General features: G+C 60.1%; 17 protein-coding genes. 11 read left to right on the top strand and 6 right to left on the bottom strand.

The annotated features are described in order from the left end of the window. Window positions 1–41: 41 nt before the first annotated feature. The 3 genes from ACIOMO_RS26300 to betC all read right to left on the bottom strand — a co-directional run bounded on the left by ACIOMO_RS26300 (window position 42) and on the right by betC (window position 4,316). On the bottom strand, window positions 42–1,610 hold the full coding sequence (locus ACIOMO_RS26300; protein ID WP_401244388.1) for a SulP family inorganic anion transporter: 1,569 nt from the start codon (window positions 1,608–1,610) through the stop codon (window positions 42–44). Window positions 1,611–1,864: 254 nt separating this feature from the next. Beyond that, complete coding sequence (choX, locus tag ACIOMO_RS26295; RefSeq protein ID WP_401244386.1) at window positions 1,865–2,785, bottom strand: choline ABC transporter substrate-binding protein; 921 nt, start codon at window positions 2,783–2,785, stop codon at window positions 1,865–1,867. A 16-nt stretch (window positions 2,786–2,801) separates the two neighbouring features. After that, window positions 2,802–4,316 carry a choline-sulfatase gene (betC, locus tag ACIOMO_RS26290; RefSeq protein ID WP_401244384.1) on the bottom strand — a complete coding sequence of 505 codons (1,515 nt, stop codon included), beginning with the start codon at window positions 4,314–4,316 and terminating at the stop codon, window positions 2,802–2,804. A gap of 114 nt (window positions 4,317–4,430) precedes the next feature. Here betC and ACIOMO_RS26285 point away from each other — a divergent pair, with 114 nt between their 5' ends. Further along, the gene (locus tag ACIOMO_RS26285; protein WP_401244382.1) at window positions 4,431–5,381 is read left to right on the top strand and encodes a choline sulfate utilization transcriptional regulator; all 951 of its coding nucleotides are present in this window, start codon (window positions 4,431–4,433) and stop codon (window positions 5,379–5,381) included. 80 nt (window positions 5,382–5,461) lie between these two features. Here ACIOMO_RS26285 and ACIOMO_RS26280 read toward each other — a convergent pair whose 3' ends face one another. Then, on the bottom strand, window positions 5,462–6,127 hold the full coding sequence (locus tag ACIOMO_RS26280) for an NAD(P)-dependent oxidoreductase (RefSeq protein WP_400650273.1): 666 nt from the start codon (window positions 6,125–6,127) through the stop codon (window positions 5,462–5,464). Between the two features lie 82 nt (window positions 6,128–6,209). Between ACIOMO_RS26280 and ACIOMO_RS26275 the strand changes: the two genes are divergently transcribed. Further along, complete coding sequence (locus ACIOMO_RS26275; RefSeq protein ID WP_401244380.1) at window positions 6,210–6,536, top strand: DOPA 4,5-dioxygenase family protein; 327 nt, start codon at window positions 6,210–6,212, stop codon at window positions 6,534–6,536. Here the strand turns inward: ACIOMO_RS26275 and ACIOMO_RS26270 are convergent, their stop codons facing one another. Then, a complete protein-coding gene (locus ACIOMO_RS26270; protein ID WP_401244378.1) occupies window positions 6,537–6,938 on the bottom strand; it encodes a GFA family protein in 402 nt (133 codons plus the stop codon). Window positions 6,939–7,261: 323 nt separating this feature from the next. On the opposite strand from ACIOMO_RS26270, the gene ACIOMO_RS26265 reads away from it, so the two are divergent. From ACIOMO_RS26265 to ACIOMO_RS26225, 9 genes are all read left to right on the top strand, one after another. Beyond that, window positions 7,262–8,569, top strand: coding sequence for a CitMHS family transporter (locus tag ACIOMO_RS26265; protein ID WP_053125357.1), 1,308 nt, complete (start codon window positions 7,262–7,264; stop codon window positions 8,567–8,569). Window positions 8,570–8,639: 70 nt separating this feature from the next. After that, entirely contained in the window at window positions 8,640–9,407 is a 768-nt protein-coding gene (locus ACIOMO_RS26260; protein ID WP_159813404.1) for a TerC family protein, read from the top strand. A gap of 464 nt (window positions 9,408–9,871) precedes the next feature. Continuing rightward, the gene (locus ACIOMO_RS26255) at window positions 9,872–11,530 is read left to right on the top strand and encodes a Na/Pi cotransporter family protein (RefSeq protein ID WP_159813402.1); all 1,659 of its coding nucleotides are present in this window, start codon (window positions 9,872–9,874) and stop codon (window positions 11,528–11,530) included. Window positions 11,531–11,699: 169 nt separating this feature from the next. After that, window positions 11,700–13,079 carry a pitrilysin family protein gene (locus tag ACIOMO_RS26250; RefSeq protein ID WP_212550254.1) on the top strand — a complete coding sequence of 460 codons (1,380 nt, stop codon included), beginning with the start codon at window positions 11,700–11,702 and terminating at the stop codon, window positions 13,077–13,079. Between the two features lie 184 nt (window positions 13,080–13,263). Beyond that, window positions 13,264–14,292, top strand: coding sequence for a DUF5924 family protein (locus tag ACIOMO_RS26245; RefSeq protein WP_053125370.1), 1,029 nt, complete (start codon window positions 13,264–13,266; stop codon window positions 14,290–14,292). 54 nt (window positions 14,293–14,346) lie between these two features. Continuing rightward, a complete protein-coding gene (locus tag ACIOMO_RS26240; RefSeq protein ID WP_401244374.1) occupies window positions 14,347–15,495 on the top strand; it encodes an MlaE family lipid ABC transporter permease subunit in 1,149 nt (382 codons plus the stop codon). Further along, on the top strand, window positions 15,492–16,295 hold the full coding sequence (locus ACIOMO_RS26235) for an ABC transporter ATP-binding protein (protein WP_053125373.1): 804 nt from the start codon (window positions 15,492–15,494) through the stop codon (window positions 16,293–16,295). Before ACIOMO_RS26240 ends, ACIOMO_RS26235 begins: the two co-directional genes overlap by 4 nt. A gap of 1 nt (window position 16,296) precedes the next feature. Then, on the top strand, window positions 16,297–17,235 hold the full coding sequence (locus ACIOMO_RS26230) for an MlaD family protein (protein ID WP_401244372.1): 939 nt from the start codon (window positions 16,297–16,299) through the stop codon (window positions 17,233–17,235). Then, the gene (locus tag ACIOMO_RS26225) at window positions 17,232–17,855 is read left to right on the top strand and encodes an ABC-type transport auxiliary lipoprotein family protein (protein ID WP_282351148.1); all 624 of its coding nucleotides are present in this window, start codon (window positions 17,232–17,234) and stop codon (window positions 17,853–17,855) included. Before ACIOMO_RS26230 ends, ACIOMO_RS26225 begins: the two co-directional genes overlap by 4 nt. 121 nt (window positions 17,856–17,976) lie before the next feature. Here ACIOMO_RS26225 and ACIOMO_RS26220 read toward each other — a convergent pair whose 3' ends face one another. After that, on the bottom strand, window positions 17,977–19,206 hold the full coding sequence (locus ACIOMO_RS26220) for a nucleoside recognition domain-containing protein (protein ID WP_159813394.1): 1,230 nt from the start codon (window positions 19,204–19,206) through the stop codon (window positions 17,977–17,979). Window positions 19,207–19,390 lie beyond the last annotated feature (184 nt).

The following is a 19,390-nucleotide window of genomic DNA, read 5'->3' as shown; positions in this document are numbered from 1 at the left end:
CGAGCAGGCTCGCTCCCACAAGGTATGTGCTGATCTCGAAATCAATCCTCAAACCGGATCGGACATTTCTCCGGCCCTTCCAGCTTGCGTAACTCTTCTACCACCTGCGGCCGCGCCCGGCGCAAGGTCAGGCTGCGATTCTGGCTCAACAAGCGCCGCGCCTCCTGATGCAGCATCTCCACCCCCGAATAATCGATGAAGTTGATCTGCTGCGCCTCGATCACCACCCGCGCGCCGTGCATCCGCTGCAAGCGCACTTGCAGGTAATGGCTGGCGCCGAAAAAGATCGAGCCGCCGACCCGCAGCACATCATCCTCACCGTCGCGCCAATGCTGCACGCGCGGCTGCGAGGTGCGCTTGAGATAGAAGAACAGCGACGCCAGCACCCCGGCATAAATCGCCGTCTGCAATTCCAGTAACAATGTCGCGAGGCAGGTCAGCGCCATGACCACGAACTCGGCACGGCTGACCCGCAGCAATGCGCGGATGCCGCGATGATCGACCAGTCCCCAGGCAATCAACAGAATGCTGCCGGCCATGGCGGGAATCGGAATGTGTGAAATCAGCCCCGCACCGAAAATCGCAAACAGCGCCACCCAGATCGCCGAAAACACCCCGGCCAGTGGCGAACAGGCGCCCGCCTCATAACTCAATCCCGAGCGGGTAAACGATCCGGCCGACAACGACCCGGAAAAAAACGCCCCGACAATATTCGATAGACCCTGCGCGCGGACTTCCTGATTGGCGTCGAGCAACTGTTGTGACCGAGCGGAAATCGAGCGGGCTATCGACAGGCTGGTGACCAGCCCGAGCATGCCTACCGCCACGGCGCTCGGCAGCAGACGCAGGATCAAATCCAGATCCAGCGGCAACGCACTGAACGGCGGCAATCGCCCGACGAAGGCGCTGACCAGATGCACATGGCCAAACATCGCCGGCCACAACCACACCAGCAGGCTGGCCAGCACCAGCGTGATCAACAGCGTCGGCCAGCGCGGCAGCAGTTGTTTGAGCACCACGCCGACCACCACTGTGGCCACGCCGAGAACGAGTGAAGGTTTATCCACAGCCCTGAGGTGTTGCAGCAGATCCATCAGACTCGCCAATGCCGTGGCTTTCGCCGGTAACTCCAGCCCCAACAGGTTCGGCAATTGGCCAATGGCGATCACCACCGCCGCACCGAGGGTGAAGCCGAGCACCACTGAATGCGAGACGAAATTCACCAGCGCGCCGAAGCGCAGCAGGCCGAGCAGCCACTGGAAAATTCCAGCGAGGAAGGTCAGTAGAAGAATGAGGGTGATGTAGTCCTGCGACGCCGGCACGGCCAAAGGGCTGACGCTGGCGAACAGCACGATGGAAATAGCGGCGGTCGGTCCGCAGATCAGGTGCCACGATGAGCCCCACAGGCAGGCGATCAACACCGGAATGATCGCAGCGTAGAGACCGTATTCGGGTGGGAGACCGGCAATCAGTGCGTAGGCAATCGACTGGGGTAACGCGAGAATTGCGCCGCTGAGGCCGACGATCAGATCCCGTCCTACGCTGGCGCGGGATTGCCGCGGGAGCCAGGTGAGGAAGGGGAAGAGAGAGTGGCGGCTGGGGAAGGCCATGGATCCTCGCGGTTGGGGTTTTGTTCAAGGTTATCAGGGTGTCAGGGAAAGGGCCCTCACCCTAGCCCTCTCCCGGAGGGAGAGGGGACTGACCGAGGTGTTTGGTGGAGATGCACCGACCTGCAATTTCGGAGTTGAGCGCAAGTTTAGAATCCAACAACGATCGGCTCCCTTTCCCCTCGCCCCCTTGGGGGAGAGGGCTGGGGTGAGGGGGCAAAAATCTCAAGCCGATCACTCATCCAGCCACCCCACAATCAAAGCTTCGCCTTAACCGCCGCCAACGCATCCTTCCCGTCTACCGTCTTCACCCCGTCCAGCCACTTGTCCAACACCGCCGGATTCGCCTTGATCCACGCCTTCGCCGCCGCGGCATTAGTGATCTTCTTGTTCACCACCTCAGCCATGATGCTGTTCTCCATCTCCTGAGTGAACGACAGATTGGTCAGCAATTTACCCACATTCGGACACGACTCGGCATAACCCTTACGCGTCAACGTAAACACGCTGCCAGTGTCTCCGAAGTATTTCTCGCCACCCTTCAGGTAATGCATCTTCAACTGCACGTTCATCGGGTGCGGCGTCCAGCCAAGGAAGGTGACGAATTTCTGTTTCTTCACCGCCCGCGACACTTCGGCCAGCATCGCCTGTTCGCTGGACTCGATCAGCTTCCACTGCCCCATGTCGAAGTCGTTCTTTTTGATGATTTCCTGCAACGAGATGTTCGCCGGCGCACCCGAGCCGATGCCGTAAATCTTGCGATCAAACTTGTCGGCATACTTATTCAGGTCGGCAAAGTTATGCACACCCGCGTCCCACACGTAGTCCGGCACGGCGAGGGTGAATTCGGTGCCGTCGAGGTTTTTCGCCAGTTGCGTGACGTCGCCGGTGGCGACGAACTTGTCGTAGAAGCCCTGCTGCGCCGGCATCCAGTTGCCGAGGAAGACATCCACCTGGCCGTCCTTCAACCCGCCAAAGGTGATCGGCACCGCGAGGGTGTCGACTTTGGCCTTGTAGCCCATGCCGTCCAGCAGAAACCCGGTGATCGCATTGGTCGCGGCGATGTCGCTCCAGCCCGGGTCGGCCATTTTCACCGTGTCGCAACTTTGCTCGGCGAAAGCCGCAGCGCTGCTCAGTGCGAGCAGTCCAACCGTCACTACTGTGGATAACTTACGCATGGACTTCCCCTTAACATTATTGGTTTTGGCAGGGTTGTGGATAACGTGCTTTGCGTTCCAGATCATCGAGGTCGATGTGGTTGCGCATGTACTGCTGACTGGCGTCAACCAGCGGCTGGTGGTCCCAGCTCTTCAGCTTGCCGATCGTTAGTGCGTCGGCGACAAAACGGCGGCGGCGCTGGCTGGCGAGCACCTCTTGGTAAATCGCCGGAATGTCCCATTTGGCCCGCGCCTCGGCGAGAAAATCGTCGAACAGCTGGCGATGTTGCGGCGATTGACTGAGTTCTTCCAGTTCGCGCGGATCGTTGCTTACGTCGAAGAGTAGGCAAGGGTCGCTTTCACTGTAGATAAATTTGTAGGCGCCGCGACGGATCATCATCAACGGGCTGACAGTGCCTTCGGCCATGTATTCGCCGAACACTTCGTCGTGACCGCCCTGCCCTTGCAGATGCGAGACCAGCGAGCGGCCATCCAGTGGCAAGCCCGGCTCCAGGGTGCCGCCGGCCAGTTCCACGAAAGTCGGCAACAGGTCAGCGGTAGACACCGCCGCGCTGACCCGACCGGCACCAAATTGGCCCGGCGCACTGATCAACAGCGGCACGCGGGCGGCCATTTCGTACCAGTGCATTTTGTACCAGAGGCCTTTCTCGCCGAGCATGTCGCCGTGGTCACCGGAGAACACAATGATGGTGTCATCGATCAGCCCGGTTTCCTCGAGGGTTAGCAGAAGTTTGCCGACGTTGGCGTCGATATAACTGCACGCCCCGAAATACGCCCGACGCGCATCGCGAATCTTATCCACAGGCAGCGGTTTATCCCACAGGTCATAAACCTTGAGCAGGCGCTGCGAGTGCGGATCGAGCTCGTGTTGATCCGGGGTTGTAGGCAAAGGGATATCGGCATCGTCGTACAAATCCCAGAACGCTTTGGGAATCGTGTACGGGTCGTGTGGGTGAGTCATCGATACGGTCAGGCAAAACGGCTGATCGCCATCTTCGCGGATGTGATCGAACAGGTACTGCTGCGCCTTGAACACCACCTCTTCGTCGAAATCGAGTTGGTTGGTGCGCACGCACGGCCCGGCCTGCAATACCGAGGACATGTTGTGATACCAGGTCGGCCGCACGTCCGGCTCATCCCAGTTCACTGACCAACCGTAATCGGCCGGATAAATGTCGCTGGTCAGACGCTCTTCATAGCCGTGCAACTGATCCGGGCCGCAGAAATGCATCTTGCCCGACAGCGCCGTGCGGTAGCCGAGACGGCGCAAGTAGTGGGCGTAGGTCGGCACATCGGCAGGGAAATCGGCAGCGTTGTCGTAGGCGCCGATCTTGCTCGGCAACTGGCCACTGACCAGGGTGAAACGCGACGGCGCGCACAACGGGCTGTTGCAATAAGCGGCATCGAACACCACGCCTTGTTCGGCGAGGCGGGAAAGATTCGGCAGTTTGATTGGCGAAGGGCCGTAGAACGGCAACATTGGCGCGGCCATCTGATCGGCCATGATGAAAAGAATATTCTTGCGCTTCATGTGATCGCGGCATTCCATAGTGAATATTTATGCGACATTGCTGCGATCGAGCATGGAGTCCATGCTCTGTCGGGTAAAGCCCGCGCCGGGCAATGACTAGGATAAGCACAGCTTATGTATGAAGCCTTGGGCGATCTGTCGCTCGACCTGCTACGCGCCTTCGAAGCCGCCGCTCGTCATCGCAGTTTTACTGCGGCAGCGGTCGAACTGGGCACCACGCAACCGGCCATCAGCCAGCAGATCAAACGGCTGGAGGAACAACTCGGCACGCGGCTGTTTGATCGCATCTACCGTGGTATCGAGTTAACCGAAGTCGGTGCAATCCTTTTCGAGCAAGTTAGCCTCGGTTTGCAGAATATCGATGCAGGGTTGAGCGCAATCAGCGCACAGCAACAACATGAAGTGCTGCAAGTTGCCACCGATTTCGCCTTCGCCGCGTACTGGCTGATGCCGCGTCTGCACCGCTTCCATGAGGCCAATCCCCACGTCGACGTCAGCCTGGTCACCAGCGAACGCAACCACAACATGCTGCGCACCGACATCGACGTGGCGATCCTGTTTGGCGACGGGCGCTTCAAGCAGGGCGAGAGCCATTGGTTGTTCAGCGAAGAAGTATTCCCAGTGTGCAGCCCGCAATTGCTCAAGGAACGCTCCCTGCCCTTGCCCGCTCAGGCGTTGCTTGAGTTGCCGTTGTTGCACTTGCGTGGCGAAAACAGCAGCAACTGGTTTGACTGGAGCGGACTGTTTCGCGAGTTAGGCATCAGCACGCCGCCTGCGCCGGGGCAGTTGCGTTTCGACAATTACACGCTGTTGATCCAAGCGGCGATTGGCGGGCAAGGTGTGGCGATTGGCTGGCGGCACCTTGTGGATAACTTGCTGAGTCAGGGATTGTTGTGTCGGCCAATTGCTGAAACGACGCTGTCGCGGTTGGGTTATTACGTGGTTTTGCCGCAGCGAAAACGGCGTGGGATGTTGATTCAACAGTTTGTCGATTGGTTGATGGCGGAGCAGGCGAGTAGTGCCGAATCCCTTGATGGACTCGCACTGCCTTCGATCGCGGTTTGAAAGTCAAAAGATCGCAGCCTGCGGCAGCTCCTACATTAAGAACGCGATCCCCTGTAGGAGCTGTCGAAGGCTGCGATCTTTTACGAGTCTGAAGCCGCCACAAAATTTACATGCTGACCCACATGCAAATTCAGCCGCAGTTCATCAGCAATGCCCACCGCCACGCGATTCAGTCTTTCCAGGGGCTCCGCCAATCCCGGTTCCAGATTGCCGCCAACCTGACTGAAATGCTCAATCGTCAGCCCGGCCACGCCATGCGGCGCATTGACCAGCGTCCACTGCAGCGGGCTGCTTTGCAGCGCTTCACGGATTTCCTCGGCGGCGTGGCGTTGCAGGCGATCATCCAGTTCCGGTTCGTCGAGCACCGAGAACTCTCCTACCAAAAACAGCCGCGAAACATTCGCCGCTTGCAGACCGTCGACCAAAGCATCTACGGCAAGTACCTGCTCCACCGGCCCGAGCACCACTGAGCGTTCAACGTGGTCGCTACTGAACGGCAACCCCGGCGCATCCAATAAACAGATGACCGCCGAACTGCCTGCCACACTTTGATTAACCCGCTCGGAATCGAACAGATCACCGCTTTTCGTACGTAGACCCGGACGCGGCGCGAGCGCGGTGAGGTCGTCGAGGATGGCGATGACTTCGTGCTGGCGACGCAGCAACTCAGCCATCAACGCACCGCCCAGGCTACTCATGGCACCATAGAGCACCACTTTTACCGCCGGGGTTTCGGCATTTTTCATGGCTGATCCCTTTTGTTATCCCTTGTATGGCGTGTGACATACGGGTAACGCCGAGGGTTCGAACCGATTCAGAGGCTTTCAGATGCAAGCGATCAAGGGTTATCACGCCCACGTCTATTTCGACGCCAGCACCATTGAGCAAGCGCGGACATTGTGCGAGCAGGCCGCGCAGTTGTTTCCGTTGAAAATGGGCCGCGTCCACGAACGCCCGGTCGGCCCGCACCCGGACTGGAGCTGCCAACTGGCCTTCGGCCCCGAGCTGATTGCCGATGTGCTGCCATGGCTGGCGCTGAACCGCAAAGGCCTGGTGGTGTTTCTGCACCCGGACACGGGGAATGACTTGCTCGACCACACGGAACACGCGATCTGGATGGGCGCGATTCGCCCGCTGAATCTGTCTATTTTCTAATCAAAGCGTTTCTTCGGCTTCACCCGGTAGATGTTCGTCCAGATGCAGCCACGGCAATTGGCTGTCCGTCCAGATATGCCGCTCGGCCGGGGCCAGCTCCGGCTGATCCAGCGTGGCGATGGTCACGTCGATGCTCTCGGGGCTGAGCAATGTGACCAACGCCAGTTGCGCGCCACAGGTCGGGCAGAAGTATCGCGCGCAACTTGGCGATGAGTCATACCGCGACGGCGTCCCGGCCAGCCATTGGAAATTCGCCGCCGGCACGCTGATCCACGTCGTGACAATCCCGCCGCTGACCTTGCGGCAGATCGAACAATGGCAGTGGGCGATGTCATGCAACGGCCCGCTGAACTGATAACGAATGTTTCCGCAATGGCAGCCGCCGCTGTGCAATTGGCTCATGTTGAACGCCCTCCTCCCGTGTTTATTGACTCAAGTTCGCATCCGACGGCCGGTTGACCGTTCATTCAAAGCTTTCATCAGCGAAAGGTAGCTGAAAGCTTCCGCGATTAGGATCGCCTCCACTTCCGGCAACAGACCGGTTGGCCAATGCGTGTGATGTCTCGCTCGCGCGGCCCAATTAACAACAACAATGGTGATTCTGATGTCCTCTGTAGCCCGCCTCCTCGCTGTAACTCCGCCCGTACGCCTCGTGCTTGCCGTTCTGCGCTGATCCCTCGCCGATCCGCTCACCTCACTAGCCGCGCTACGCTTGGAGTATTCCCATGCTGACTTTCCTTGGCTTTGCCATGGTCATCACGTTCATGTTCCTGATCATGACCAAGCGCTTGTCCGCGCTGATCGCTCTGATCGTGATCCCGATTCTGTTCGCTCTGTTCGGTGGTTTTGCACCGAAGATCGGCCCGATGATGCTCGAAGGCATCACCAAGCTGGCGCCGACCGGCGTGATGCTGATGTTCGCCATTCTGTATTTCGCCCTGATGATCGACTCCGGCCTGTTCGACCCGGCCGTGCGCAAGATCCTCAAATTGGTCAAGGGCGACCCGCTGAAAGTTTCGGTCGGTACCGCCGTGCTGGCGCTCGTGGTTTCCCTCGATGGTGACGGCGCGACCACTTACATGATCTGCGTGGCCGCCATGCTGCCGCTGTACAGCCGCATCGGCATGAGCCCGCGGATCATGGCCGGTCTGATCATTCTTGCCGGTGGCGTGATGAACATGACCCCGTGGGGCGGCCCGACTGCCCGTGCGGCGAGTGCATTGCATGTCGATCCGTCGGACATTTTCGTGCCGATGATCCCGGCCATGGCCGCCGGTGTGGTGGCCATCCTGATCATTGCCTACTTCTATGGTAAACGTGAGCGTGCGCGCCTCGGTGAATTGCACCTGATCGGCGATGAAATGGATCACAGCGAAATCAGCGTCTCGCAGTTCCCGGATGCCCGTCGTCCGAAGCTGATCTGGTTCAACGGTCTGCTGACGTTGGTGTTGATGTGCACCCTGATCGCCGGCCTGTTGCCGCTGCCGGTGCTGTTCATGGTGGCGTTCAGTATCGCGATGATCGTCAACTACCCTTGCCTGCAAATGCAGAAGGATCGTGTCGCAGCCCACGCCGGTAGTGTGCTGTCGGTGGTCAGTCTGATTTTCGCTGCGGGTATCTTCACCGGTATCCTCTCCGGAACCGGCATGGTCGACGCCATGTCGAAAAGCCTGTTGGCAGTGATTCCGGATTTCCTCGGCCCGTACCTGGCGGTGATCACGGCGCTGGTGAGCATGCCGTTCACGTTCTTCATGTCGAACGACGCGTTCTACTACGGTGTGTTGCCGGTGTTGTCCGAAGCGGCCAGCCATTACGGCATCACCGCGGTGGAAATGGCACGTGCCTCGATCGTCGGTCAGCCCGTCCACTTGCTCAGCCCGTTGGTACCGTCGACGTACTTGCTGGTGGCGTTGGCCGGTATCGAGTTCGGTGACCATCAACGTTTCACCCTGAAGTGGGCAGTGCTGGTCTGCATGTGCATACTTGTGGCGGCATTGCTGTTGGGGACTTTCCCGCTGTTCAGCACTTTGTAACGGCATCAACTCACCAACACGCCAGCTGCTTGCTGGCGTCTTGGTTTAACACACGCTCAAAGGAATACACATGGAATGGCTGACCAACCCCGAAATCTGGGTTGCCTTCTTCACCCTGACCGCCCTGGAAATCGTCCTCGGCATCGATAACATCATCATGATTTCGATCCTGGTCAGCCGCATGCCCAAGCACATGCAGCAGCGCACCCGGATCTTCGGTCTTGGCCTGGCCATGATCACGCGGATCCTGTTGCTGCTGTCGATCACTTGGGTCATGCGCCTCACCGCCGACCTGTTCGAAGTGTTCGGCCAGGGCATTTCCGGTCGCGACCTGATCCTGTTCTTCGGTGGTCTGTTCCTGCTGTGGAAGAGCTCGCAGGAGATGTATCACGCGCTGGAAGGTGAAGACGAAAGCGACGACACCCCCGGCGGCAAGGGCGGTAACTTCCTCTACACCATCATTCAGATTGCGATTATCGACATCGTCTTCTCGCTGGATTCGGTGATCACTGCTGTCGGCATGGTTTCCCATGTACCGGTGATGGTCGCGGCGATTGTTGTGGCGGTGCTGGTGATGATGCTGGCGTCGGGCAAGATCAGCGAGTTCATCGACAAGCACCCGTCGCTGAAGATGCTGGCGCTGTCGTTCCTGCTGGTGGTCGGTACCGTGCTGATTGCCGAGTCGTTCGACGTGCACGTGCCGAAAGGCTACGTCTACTTCGCGATGGGCTTCTCGCTGGCGGTTGAGGCGATCAACATCAAACTGCGCGGCGCGATTGCCCGCAAGAAAAAGCAGCAAGACCCGGTGAAACTGCGCAAGGACATCCCGGGCCAGTAACCCGGTAGTCCGGCAATACGCATTACCCCTGTGGGAGCGAGCCTGCTCGCGAAGACGGAGTGTCAGCCGACAGCAATGTTGGCTGACACTCCGCATTCGCGAGCAAGCTCGCTCCCACATTTGTTTTGGGCGATATCCAGACTTTTTTGTACCCGCAAAAACCTGTGGCGAGGGGATTTATCCCCGATGGACTGCGCAGCAGTCCCCTGCTTTTGGCTTAAACAACGGGGGCCGCTGCGCGACCCATCGGGGATAAATCCCCTCGCCACAGGATCATTGGTGGATTGGAAATCTGAGAGGTGGATGAACCCATTTTCATGACACTTTTGTTTCAATCAACACTTTAGCTGTGCAATGCTGGCGCCCAGTCCGTTAGCCAACTACAGCTTAAGTATCAAAAACGTAGAAACCGCGCGGTACCGTCAACTTGCTCCTTTGGGGCACTGCTATTACAGGGGGTCTGCATGCTCACCCTGCTCAATCTGCTTTCCGCCGTCGCCCTGCTGATCTGGGGCACGCACATCGTTCGAACCGGCATCCTGCGGGTGTACGGCACCAATCTGCGCCATGTGATTGGCCAGAACATGTCCAAGCGCTGGCTCGCGTTCGTGGCCGGCATCCTCGTGACCGCCATGGTGCAGAGCAGCAACGCCACCGCCATGCTCGTCACCTCCTTCGTCGGCCAGGGCCTGATGGCGCTGACCCCGGCGCTGGCGACCATGCTCGGCGCCGACGTCGGTACCGCGCTGATGGCGCGGGTGCTGACCTTCGACCTGTCGTGGCTGTCGCCGCTGCTGATTTTCCTCGGGGTGATTTTCTTTCTGTCGCGCAAACAGACGCGGCTCGGGCAAATGGGCCGGGTGTCGATCGGTCTCGGCCTGATCATTCTCGCGCTGCAACTGATCGTCGAGGCCGCCGCGCCGATCACCCATGCTCAAGGCGTGAAGGTAATTTTTGCTTCGCTGACCGGCGACATCCTCCTCGACGCCTTGGTCGGCGCGCTGTTCGCGATGATTTCCTACTCCAGCCTCGCCGCCGTGCTGCTCACCGCGACGCTGGCCGGCGCCAGTGTCATCAGTCTGCCGGTGGCGATCGGTCTGGTGATCGGCGCCAACATCGGCAGCGGCGTGCTGGCGTTCATGAGCACCAGCATGCAGAACGCCGCTGGCCGGCAAGTGGCGCTGGGCAGTCTGTTGTACAAACTGATCGGCCTGCTGCTGATCATCCCGGTGCTCGACCCGCTGGTGCACTGGATCGACAGCCTCGATTTCAGCCCGCAGGAAATGGTCATTGGCTTCCACTTGCTCTACAACACCGCGCGCTGTCTGATTCTGTTGCCGAGCGTCGGCCCGATGGCGCGACTCTGCGCCTGGCTGCTGCCGGAGCGGCCGGAGCTCAACGGCACCGCCAAACCGCGTCACCTCGACGCCACCGCGCTGGTCACACCGAGTCTGGCGCTGGCCAACGCCGCGCGGGAAACCCTGCGCATGGGCGATCTGCTGGAGAACATGCTCGACGCCACTCTCGATGTGCTGCGCGGCAAGCAAACCGCCGTCACTCAGGAAATCCGCCGGCAGACCGACGACATCGAATCGCTGTACAGCGCGATCAAGCTCTACCTAGCGCAGATGCCGCGCGAAGACCTCGGCGAGCAGGACAGTCGACGCTGGGCCGAGATCATCGAACTGGCGATCAACCTGAAACTCGCCAGTGATCTGATCGAACGCATGCTGCGCAAGATCCAGCAGCAGAAAACCTCGCAGCGCCGCTCGTTCTCCGAAGAAGGTCTGGAGGATCTGGCGGGGCTGCAGCAGCAATTGATCTCCAACCTGCGTTTGGGGCTGTCGGTGTTTCTCAGCGGTGATCGTGAAAGCGCCCGGCAATTGCTGCGTGAAAAACGCCGTTTTCGCGCGCAGGAACGGCGTTTGGCCCACGCGCATGTCAGCCGTTTGCAACGCAAGATCGTGCAGAGTATTGAAACCAGTTCGCTGCACCTGGAGTTGATTGCTGACATGAAGCGTTTGAATTCGCTGTTTTGCGGCAGTGCGTATGTGGTGCTGGAAACGGCGGACACCGGGGCGCTGGCGTCGGATGATATTGCCGACATCACGCATTCGCCTTGAACGTTTTACGGCTGGGTTTAGTCAGTTACATTGATTCAGCCTTCAGGCCGCTATCGCGAGCAGGCTCACTCCTACAGGGGGACGCATTCCAAATGTAGGAGTGAGCCTGCTCGCGATGGGGCCCTGACTGACGACACGGATCTCCAAATCAGCCGTATGGAAGCCTGTTATGCGTTGCCTGTTGTTCGCCTGTCTGTTGCTCGGTTCCCTGCCCGTCTTCGCCCTGGATCGCTTTCAGGTCGAAGGCTATGCGCTGCCCAATGGTTTGCAGTTGCTGCTCAAGCCCGGCACTGAACGCGGACATGTGGCGATCCGCTTGGTGGTCGGCGTTGGCCTCGACGATTTCGATTGCGACGACAAAGAGCTGCCGCACCTGCTCGAGCATCTGCTGTTCAGCGGCATCGACGCCACCGGCGAAGGTGGTTTAGAGGAACGCATGCAGGCACTGGGCGGTGACTGGAACGCTTTTACCAGCAACGCCGACACCACGTTCGTTATCGAAGCCCCGGCGAAGAACCAGCGCAAGGTGCTCGACCTATTGCTCGATCTGCTCACGCAAACACGCATCGACGAAAACGCGATCAACGCCGCCAAACGCGTGGTCGAGCGCGAGGACGGCGGCCATTACACGCGTCTGCAACGCTTCCTCGACCGCCAGGATCTCGGCCACACCGCGAGCAATCAGCTCGCCGTCGAACTGGGCCTGAAATGCCCGCAACGCGCCGAGGTCGGCCACCTGACCCAAGAGCAGCTGGAGAAGGTGCGCAAGGCCTGGTACGCGCCAAACAACATGACCCTGATCGTCGTCGGTGAACTCGACAAACTGCTGCCGGCCTATCTCGAACGCGCCTGGGGCGCGCTCGAAGCGGTTGAGCCGAGCGAACATCGCCCATTGCCGGACATCCGCACCAGCGCCGCCCATGAACGCACCCTCACCCGTGGCTTCATCGGCGACAGCGCCAAGCTGCACTGGCTGGTGCCGGAGCCGGTGATTGACGATCAGTACGATGAGACGTTCGACATCCTCAAGGATTATCTGGACTGGGCGCTGTACCGGCAGATTCGTCTCAATCACGGTTTGTCGTACGGGCCGTGGGCTGAGCGCGAAGTGTTTGGTGGTGTCGGCTTCATGAGCCTGAACGCCGACCTGGATCGCGATGACGTCGACGAAGCCATCCAGGTGCTCGAAGACCTCAAGGCCGACCTGCTGAAAAACGGTCTCGACCCGGCGACTTTTGCCCGCATCAAACAGGCATCCATCGCCCATCAGGCGTGGGCGGTGCAGGGTAATAGCGCGATGGCGGATTATTACTGGAGTGCCCTGAGCGATTACGAGGACGGCCGCTTCGCCAACCCGGCGCGCGAGCTGCAAGGCGTGACGCTGGAAGCGGCGAACAAAGCCATGCGTGAGTTGCTGCTGCAGCCGGGGTATTTGCGCATTGAAAAGCCGTTGATCAGTGATGATCAGGTGTTGTGGTTGAGTGCGGGTGGAATCGGTGTGTTGATGCTGATTCTGATCGGCTGGCGTTTGCATCGTAAGCGGGGTTGAAGATCAAAAGATCGCAGCCTTCGGCAGCTCCTACAGGGGGTTGCATTCCAAATGTAGGAGCTGCCGAAGGCTGCGATCTTTTGAGGCCCTGAAATACACCGAATAAGTGACCGGCAGCCTCGCCACAGCGCCCGGCGGGCGCTACTCTGTCGAGGATTTTTCCTACAGCGTTGTGAACCCCGACATGCCGAAAATACAGCTCCTGATCCAGCGCATTCTCGAACTGATGAAGCGCTATCCCGGGGTCATTGCGCTCGGTGGTTTCATCTCCGGGGTCGGCAGTTTCATCATGGTCGATCGTCAGCAAGGGCTGGCGAGCTGGATCACGGTGATCATGTTGCTCAGCTGGATCTGGCTGATGCTGGAAAACACCCTCACCGGCCTCTTCACCCGCATCTTCAAACGCGAGATTCCCCAGCCGCTGCTGCGTTACGCCACGCAGATGATCCATCAGGAAAGCCTGTTTTTCGTCCTGCCGTTCTTCTTCATCACCACGACCTGGAACAGCGGCCAGTTGGTCTTCACCGGCCTGCTCAGCGTCGCGGCACTGATCTCGATCGTCGATCCGCTCTACTACAAATGGCTGGCGCCGCGGCGCTGGGCGTTCCTCGCGTTGCACACCCTGACCCTGTTCGCCGCCCTGCTCACCGCGTTGCCGGTGATCATGCACCTGACCACCTCGCAGAGCTTCAAGTGGGCGCTGGGCATTGCCGTACTGTTGTCGTTCCCGAGTCTGGCGTCGATTTTCCCGATCCGCACGGTGCGTAACGCGCTGGCGATTCTGTGCATCACCGTCGGCATCGGTGGCGTCGGTTGGGTGCTACGTTCGTGGGTGCCGCCGGCGACGCTGTGGATGACCGACGTGGCGATCAGCACGCAATTGCAGGATCGCACCCCCGGCGCCAGCCTCGACACGGTCAGCGCCGAGCAGATTCGTGGCGATGGCCTCTACGCCTACACCGCGATCAACGCGCCACGCGGGCTCGATGAGCGGATTTATCACGTCTGGCAGTTCAACGGCAAAGAGGTCGATCGCATCCCGCTCGACATCCATGGCGGGCGCAAGGAAGGCTACCGGGCGTGGACGCACAAGCAGAATTTCCCCGGTAACCCGGCGGGCAAATGGCAGGTGCGCGTGTTGACCGAGGATGGCCAGGTGATCGGCGTGCTGCGCTTCGAAATCACTGACAGCACAGCGATCAAAGAAAAGTAGTCCGGTTCGTGCTATTACCTATCCCAGCGTAATCAGCCGAAAAGCACGGAGCTTATGACCAGCAGTTCGATCAGCGGCAATGCCCAACTGGACACGTCGATCAGCCCTGCCCGCCTGCGCGTGACCGGGGACTGGACGCTTGCCCATTACGCCGAGCTCAAGACCCTCAGCGAAAAGCTCCACGGCCAGTACGACGCCAACACCCCGATTGACCTCAACAGCCTCGGCTCCCTTGATACCGCTGGCGCTTCGCTGCTGGTCGAACTGCTCGGCTCCGAGCGCCTCGGTAAATCTGCCGAGCACCCTGATTGCACGATTTCCACCGCCGACCGTGCGCTGCTGCAAACCGTGTATCGCTCCATGACCGACTTCTGCGTACCGATAAAGGAAGCGGAAATCAGCGTCAGCGTGCAATTGCTCACGCGCATCGGTCGTGCGGTCGATACGGTCTGGCAGGACACCCTGCAACTGCTCGGCTTCGTCGGCCTGATTCTGGAAACCATCGCTCGCAACCTGTTCCGGCCCAAGCGCTGGCGCATCACGCCAATGATTGCGCACATCGAACAGACCGGCCTCGACGCCGCACCGATCGTGGCGTTGCTGACCTTTCTGGTCGGCGCGGTGGTGGCGTTCCTCGGCGCGACGGTGCTGGCCAGTTTCGGCGCGACGATTTTTACCGTGGATCTGGTCGGTTTCTCGTTCCTGCGTGAATTCGGCGTGCTGCTCACCGCGATCCTCATGGCCGGGCGCACCGCCAGTGCCTTCACCGCGCAGATCGGCTCGATGAAGGCCAACGAAGAAATCGACGCGATCCGCACCCTCGGCCTCGACCCGATGGAGTTGCTGGTGGTGCCGCGCGTGCTGGCGATGTTGGTGGCGCTGCCGATGTTGACCTTTCTGGCGATGCTCTGCGGGATCATCGGCGGCGGCGTGGTGTGCGCGGTGTCGCTGGATATCTCGCCGGCGATGTTCCTGACGCTGTTGCAGTCGGACATCGGCGTGCAGCACTTTCTGGTCGGCTTGGTAAAAGCGCCGATCTTCGCCTTCATCATTGCCGCGATTGGTTGCCTGGAAGGCTTCAAGGTCAGCGGCAGCGCCGAGTCGGTCGGCGCGCACACGACGTCTGCCGTGGTGCAGTCGATTTTCGTGGTGATCGTGCTCGACGCGGTCGCCGCACTGTTCTTCATGGAGATGGGCTGGTGAGTCGTCTACCCCGCGCGCCCTCGGAGGCGGTGATCGAAGTCCGTGGCCTGTGCAATCGCTTCGGTAGCCAGAGCGTGCACGAAAACCTCGATCTGGATTTATACAAAGGCGAAATCCTCGCCGTGGTCGGCGGTTCCGGCAGCGGCAAATCGGTTTTGCTGCGCAGCATTGTTGGTCTGCGTCGGCCCAGCGAAGGTATCGTCAAAGTGTTCGGCAAGAATCTGCCGAGCCTGTCGGAGCACGAGCGTTCGATGGTTGAACGACGCTTCGGCGTCTTGTTCCAGAAGGGCGCGCTGTTTTCCTCGCTGACCGTCACCGAGAACGTCGCCCTGCCCCTCATTGAACACGCTGGCCTCAGTCGCAACGACGCCGAACACTTGGCCGCCGTGAAGCTGGCGCTGGCCGGGTTGCCATTGTCGGCAGCGGATAAATATCCTTCGTCGCTGTCCGGCGGCATGATCAAGCGCGCCGCTCTGGCCCGGGCCTTGGCGCTGGATCCGGACATTCTTTTTCTCGATGAACCCACCGCCGGCCTCGATCCGATTGGCGCCGCGCAATTCGACCAATTGATCCTGACCCTGCGCGATGCGCTCGGCCTCAGCGTGTTTCTGGTGACCCACGACCTCGACACGCTCTACACCATCACCGACCGCGTTGCGGTGTTGGCGCAGAAGAAAGTGCTGGTCGCCGGCCCGATTGACGTCGTCTCGGAAACCGACGACGCGTGGATTCACGAATACTTCCACGGCCCGCGCGGCCGCTCGGCGCTGGACGCCGCCAAATTGCTCAACGAGGTCTGACATGGAAACCCGAGCGCATCATGTGTTGATCGGCCTGTTCACGGTGATTGTGGTGGCAGGCGCCCTGCTCTTCGGTCTGTTTCTGGCCAAGTCCAGCGTCGACACCGAATTCAAGGATTACGAAATCGTCTTCAACGAGGCGGTTAGCGGTTTGTCCAAAGGCAGTTCGGTGCAGTACAGCGGGATCAAGGTTGGCGATGTGGTCAGCCTGCGCCTCGACCCACAGGATCCACGGCGGGTGCTGGCGCGAATTCGTCTGGCCGGTGACACGCCAGTCAAAGAAGACACCCAGGCGAAACTGGCGCTGGCCGGGATCACTGGCACCTCGATCATCCAGCTCAGCGGTGGCACGCCGCAGAGCGCGAAACTGCGTGGGCATGACGGTAAGCTGCCGCTGATCGTCGCCTCGCCTTCGCCGATCTCGCGTTTGCTCAATGACAGCAACGATTTGATGACCGGCATCAGCGCGCTGCTGCAGAACGCCAATCAGATGTTTTCCCCAGAGAACGTCGAGCGCGTCAGCAAAACCCTTGCGCATCTGGAGCAAACCACCGGCACCATCAACGATCAACGCGGCGACATCAAACAGGCGATGCAGCAACTGGCGACGGTCGGCAAACAGGCTGGCAGCATGCTCGAACAGACCTCGTTGCTGATGCGCAACGCCAACGGCTTGCTCAACGATCAGGGCAAACAAGCGCTGGGCAGCGCCGAGCAGGCGATGAAATCGCTGGAGCAAAGCACGACGACGATCAGCGCCCTGCTCAACAAAAACGAAAACTCCCTCGACAACGGCATGCAGGGCCTCAATGGCCTGGCCCCGGCGATCCGCGAACTGCGTGAGACGCTGACCTCGCTGCGCGCCATCTCGCAACGGCTTGAGGCCAACCCTAGCGGTTACCTGCTGGGCCGTGACAAGAACAAGGAATTCACGCCATGAAGCTGACTCGCCTCGCCCTCCTCGTTGGCTTCACCTTGATCAGTGCGTGCTCGATCCTGCCCAAGTCCGAACCGTCGGATGTGTATCGCTTGCCAGCCGCACAGGCGCCCGCCTCGACCCGTTCGGCGGCGGCTCAGACCTGGTCGTTACGCTTGAATAAACTTCAGTCCAGCGAAGCGCTGAACCGCTCGAACATCGCGGTGATTCCGCAGGGCGATGTGATCAGCAGTTACAAAGCTTCACGCTGGAGCGATCCGGCACCGGTGCTGGTGCGTAATCGCTTGCTCGACGGCTTTCAGCGTGATGGACGGGTGACGTTGCTGAGCACGGATGACAGCAACTTTGCTGCGGATCTGGAACTGGGCGGGAGTTTGCAGGCGTTTCAGACCGAATATCAGGGCACGCAGGCCAGCGTTGTGGTGCGGGTCGATGCGTTGCTGGTGCGCGGTTATGACCAACGGATTCTCGCCAGTCGCCGCTTTGAAGAGCGCCAGCCGCTGAGTGATGTGCAGGTGCCGGCGGTGGTCGCCGGGTTTGGCCAGGCCAGTGATCGCTTGACCGCCAAAGTCGTGGCCTGGGCCGTCGACCAAGGCCAGAAACTGGCCCCGCCAAAACCCTAACCCCCACACAGAACCCCTGTAGGAGTGAGCCTGCTCGCGATAGCGGTGTATCAGTCAACATTACTGCTGGCTGACCCACCGCTATCGCGAGCAGGCTCACTCCTACAGTTTGGAATTGTGGTTAGCCGAAGAACCAGTAGCAGACGAAGATCGCGCCAACTACGCCGGCAAACTCCGCCAACAACGCACACCCCACCGCATGCCTTGCGCGCTGGATCCCCACCGCGCCGAAATACACCGCCAACACATAGAACGTCGTTTCGGTACTGCCCTGAATCGTCGCCGCGACCAACGCCGGGAAGCTGTCGACGCCCGAGGTTTTCATCGTCTCGATCAACATCGCCCGTGCCGCACTGCCGGAGAACGGTTTGACCATCGCCGTCGGCAGCGCATCGACAAACCGCGTGTCCCAACCGGCCCATTCGACCAGATGTCGAATACCGTCCAGACCAAAATCCAGCGCCCCGGAAGCACGCAGCACGCCCACCGCGCAGAGCATCGCCACCAGATACGGCAGCAGATTCTTCGCAACGTCGAAACCTTCTTTGGCGCCTTCAACGAACGCTTCGTAAACCTTCACTTTCCTCAACGCGCCGATGATCAGAAACAACATGATCAATCCGAACAGCGTGAGATTGCCGAGGATCGACGACAATCCCGCCAACGCCGTCGCCGACAGCGTGCCCAGCAGCGCCATAAAGCCACCGAGAACCAGCGCGCCGGGAATCAGATAAGCCAACACCACCGGATCCCAGATCCGCAGGCGCTGCATGAATGCTACCGAGAGGAAGCCGACAATCGTCGAGCAACTGGTCGCCAGCAGGATCGGCAGGAACACCAGCGTCGGATCCGGCGCGCCTTGCTGGGCGCGGTACATGAAGATCGTTACCGGCAGCAGGGTCAGGGAGGAGGCGTTGAGCACCAGGAAGAGGATTTGCGCGTTACTGGCGATGGTCGCGCTGGGATTGAGCTCCTGCAGCGCCTTCATGGCTTTCAGGCCGATGGGCGTGGCGGCGTTGTCGAGGCCCAGACCGTTGGCGGCGAAGTTCAGGGTGATCAGGCCAAGGGCAGGGTGACCGGCCGGGACTTCTGGCATCAGCCGCAGGAACAGCGGGCCGAGGACTTTCGCCAACCAGTCGACGATCCCGGCCTTCTCGGCGATGCGCAGGAAACCCAGCCACAGGGTGAGGGTGCCGAACAGCAGCACCATGACTTCGACCGAGAGCTTGGCCATGGCGAAAATGCTTTCCACCATCGCCGCAAAGATCCCGGCGTTACCGCCGATCAGCCACTGCGCCAGCGCCGATACGGCTGCCACGATGAAGAAGCCAAGCCACAGGCCATTAAGCATCAGTCAAATCCCCCGAAGAATGCCGCGAATGATAACGGCGTGGCCAGAAACGACAAACCCCGGATTTCTCCGGGGTTTATTTGTACCGCTCTTGTGGGAGCAAGGCTTGCCCGCGAAGGGGTCGCTGCGGTCTTACTGTTGCACAGCGTTATCGTTCTTCGCGGGCAAGCCTTGCTCCTACAGG

Origin of the sequence: Pseudomonas sp. NPDC087804 (genome assembly GCF_044742965.1) — a bacterium.
GTDB classification, from domain to species: Bacteria; Pseudomonadota; Gammaproteobacteria; order Pseudomonadales; family Pseudomonadaceae; genus Aquipseudomonas; species Aquipseudomonas rustica.
The sequence above is the reverse complement of the archived record's forward strand: the minus strand, read 5'-3'. Positions and strand labels throughout refer to the sequence as shown.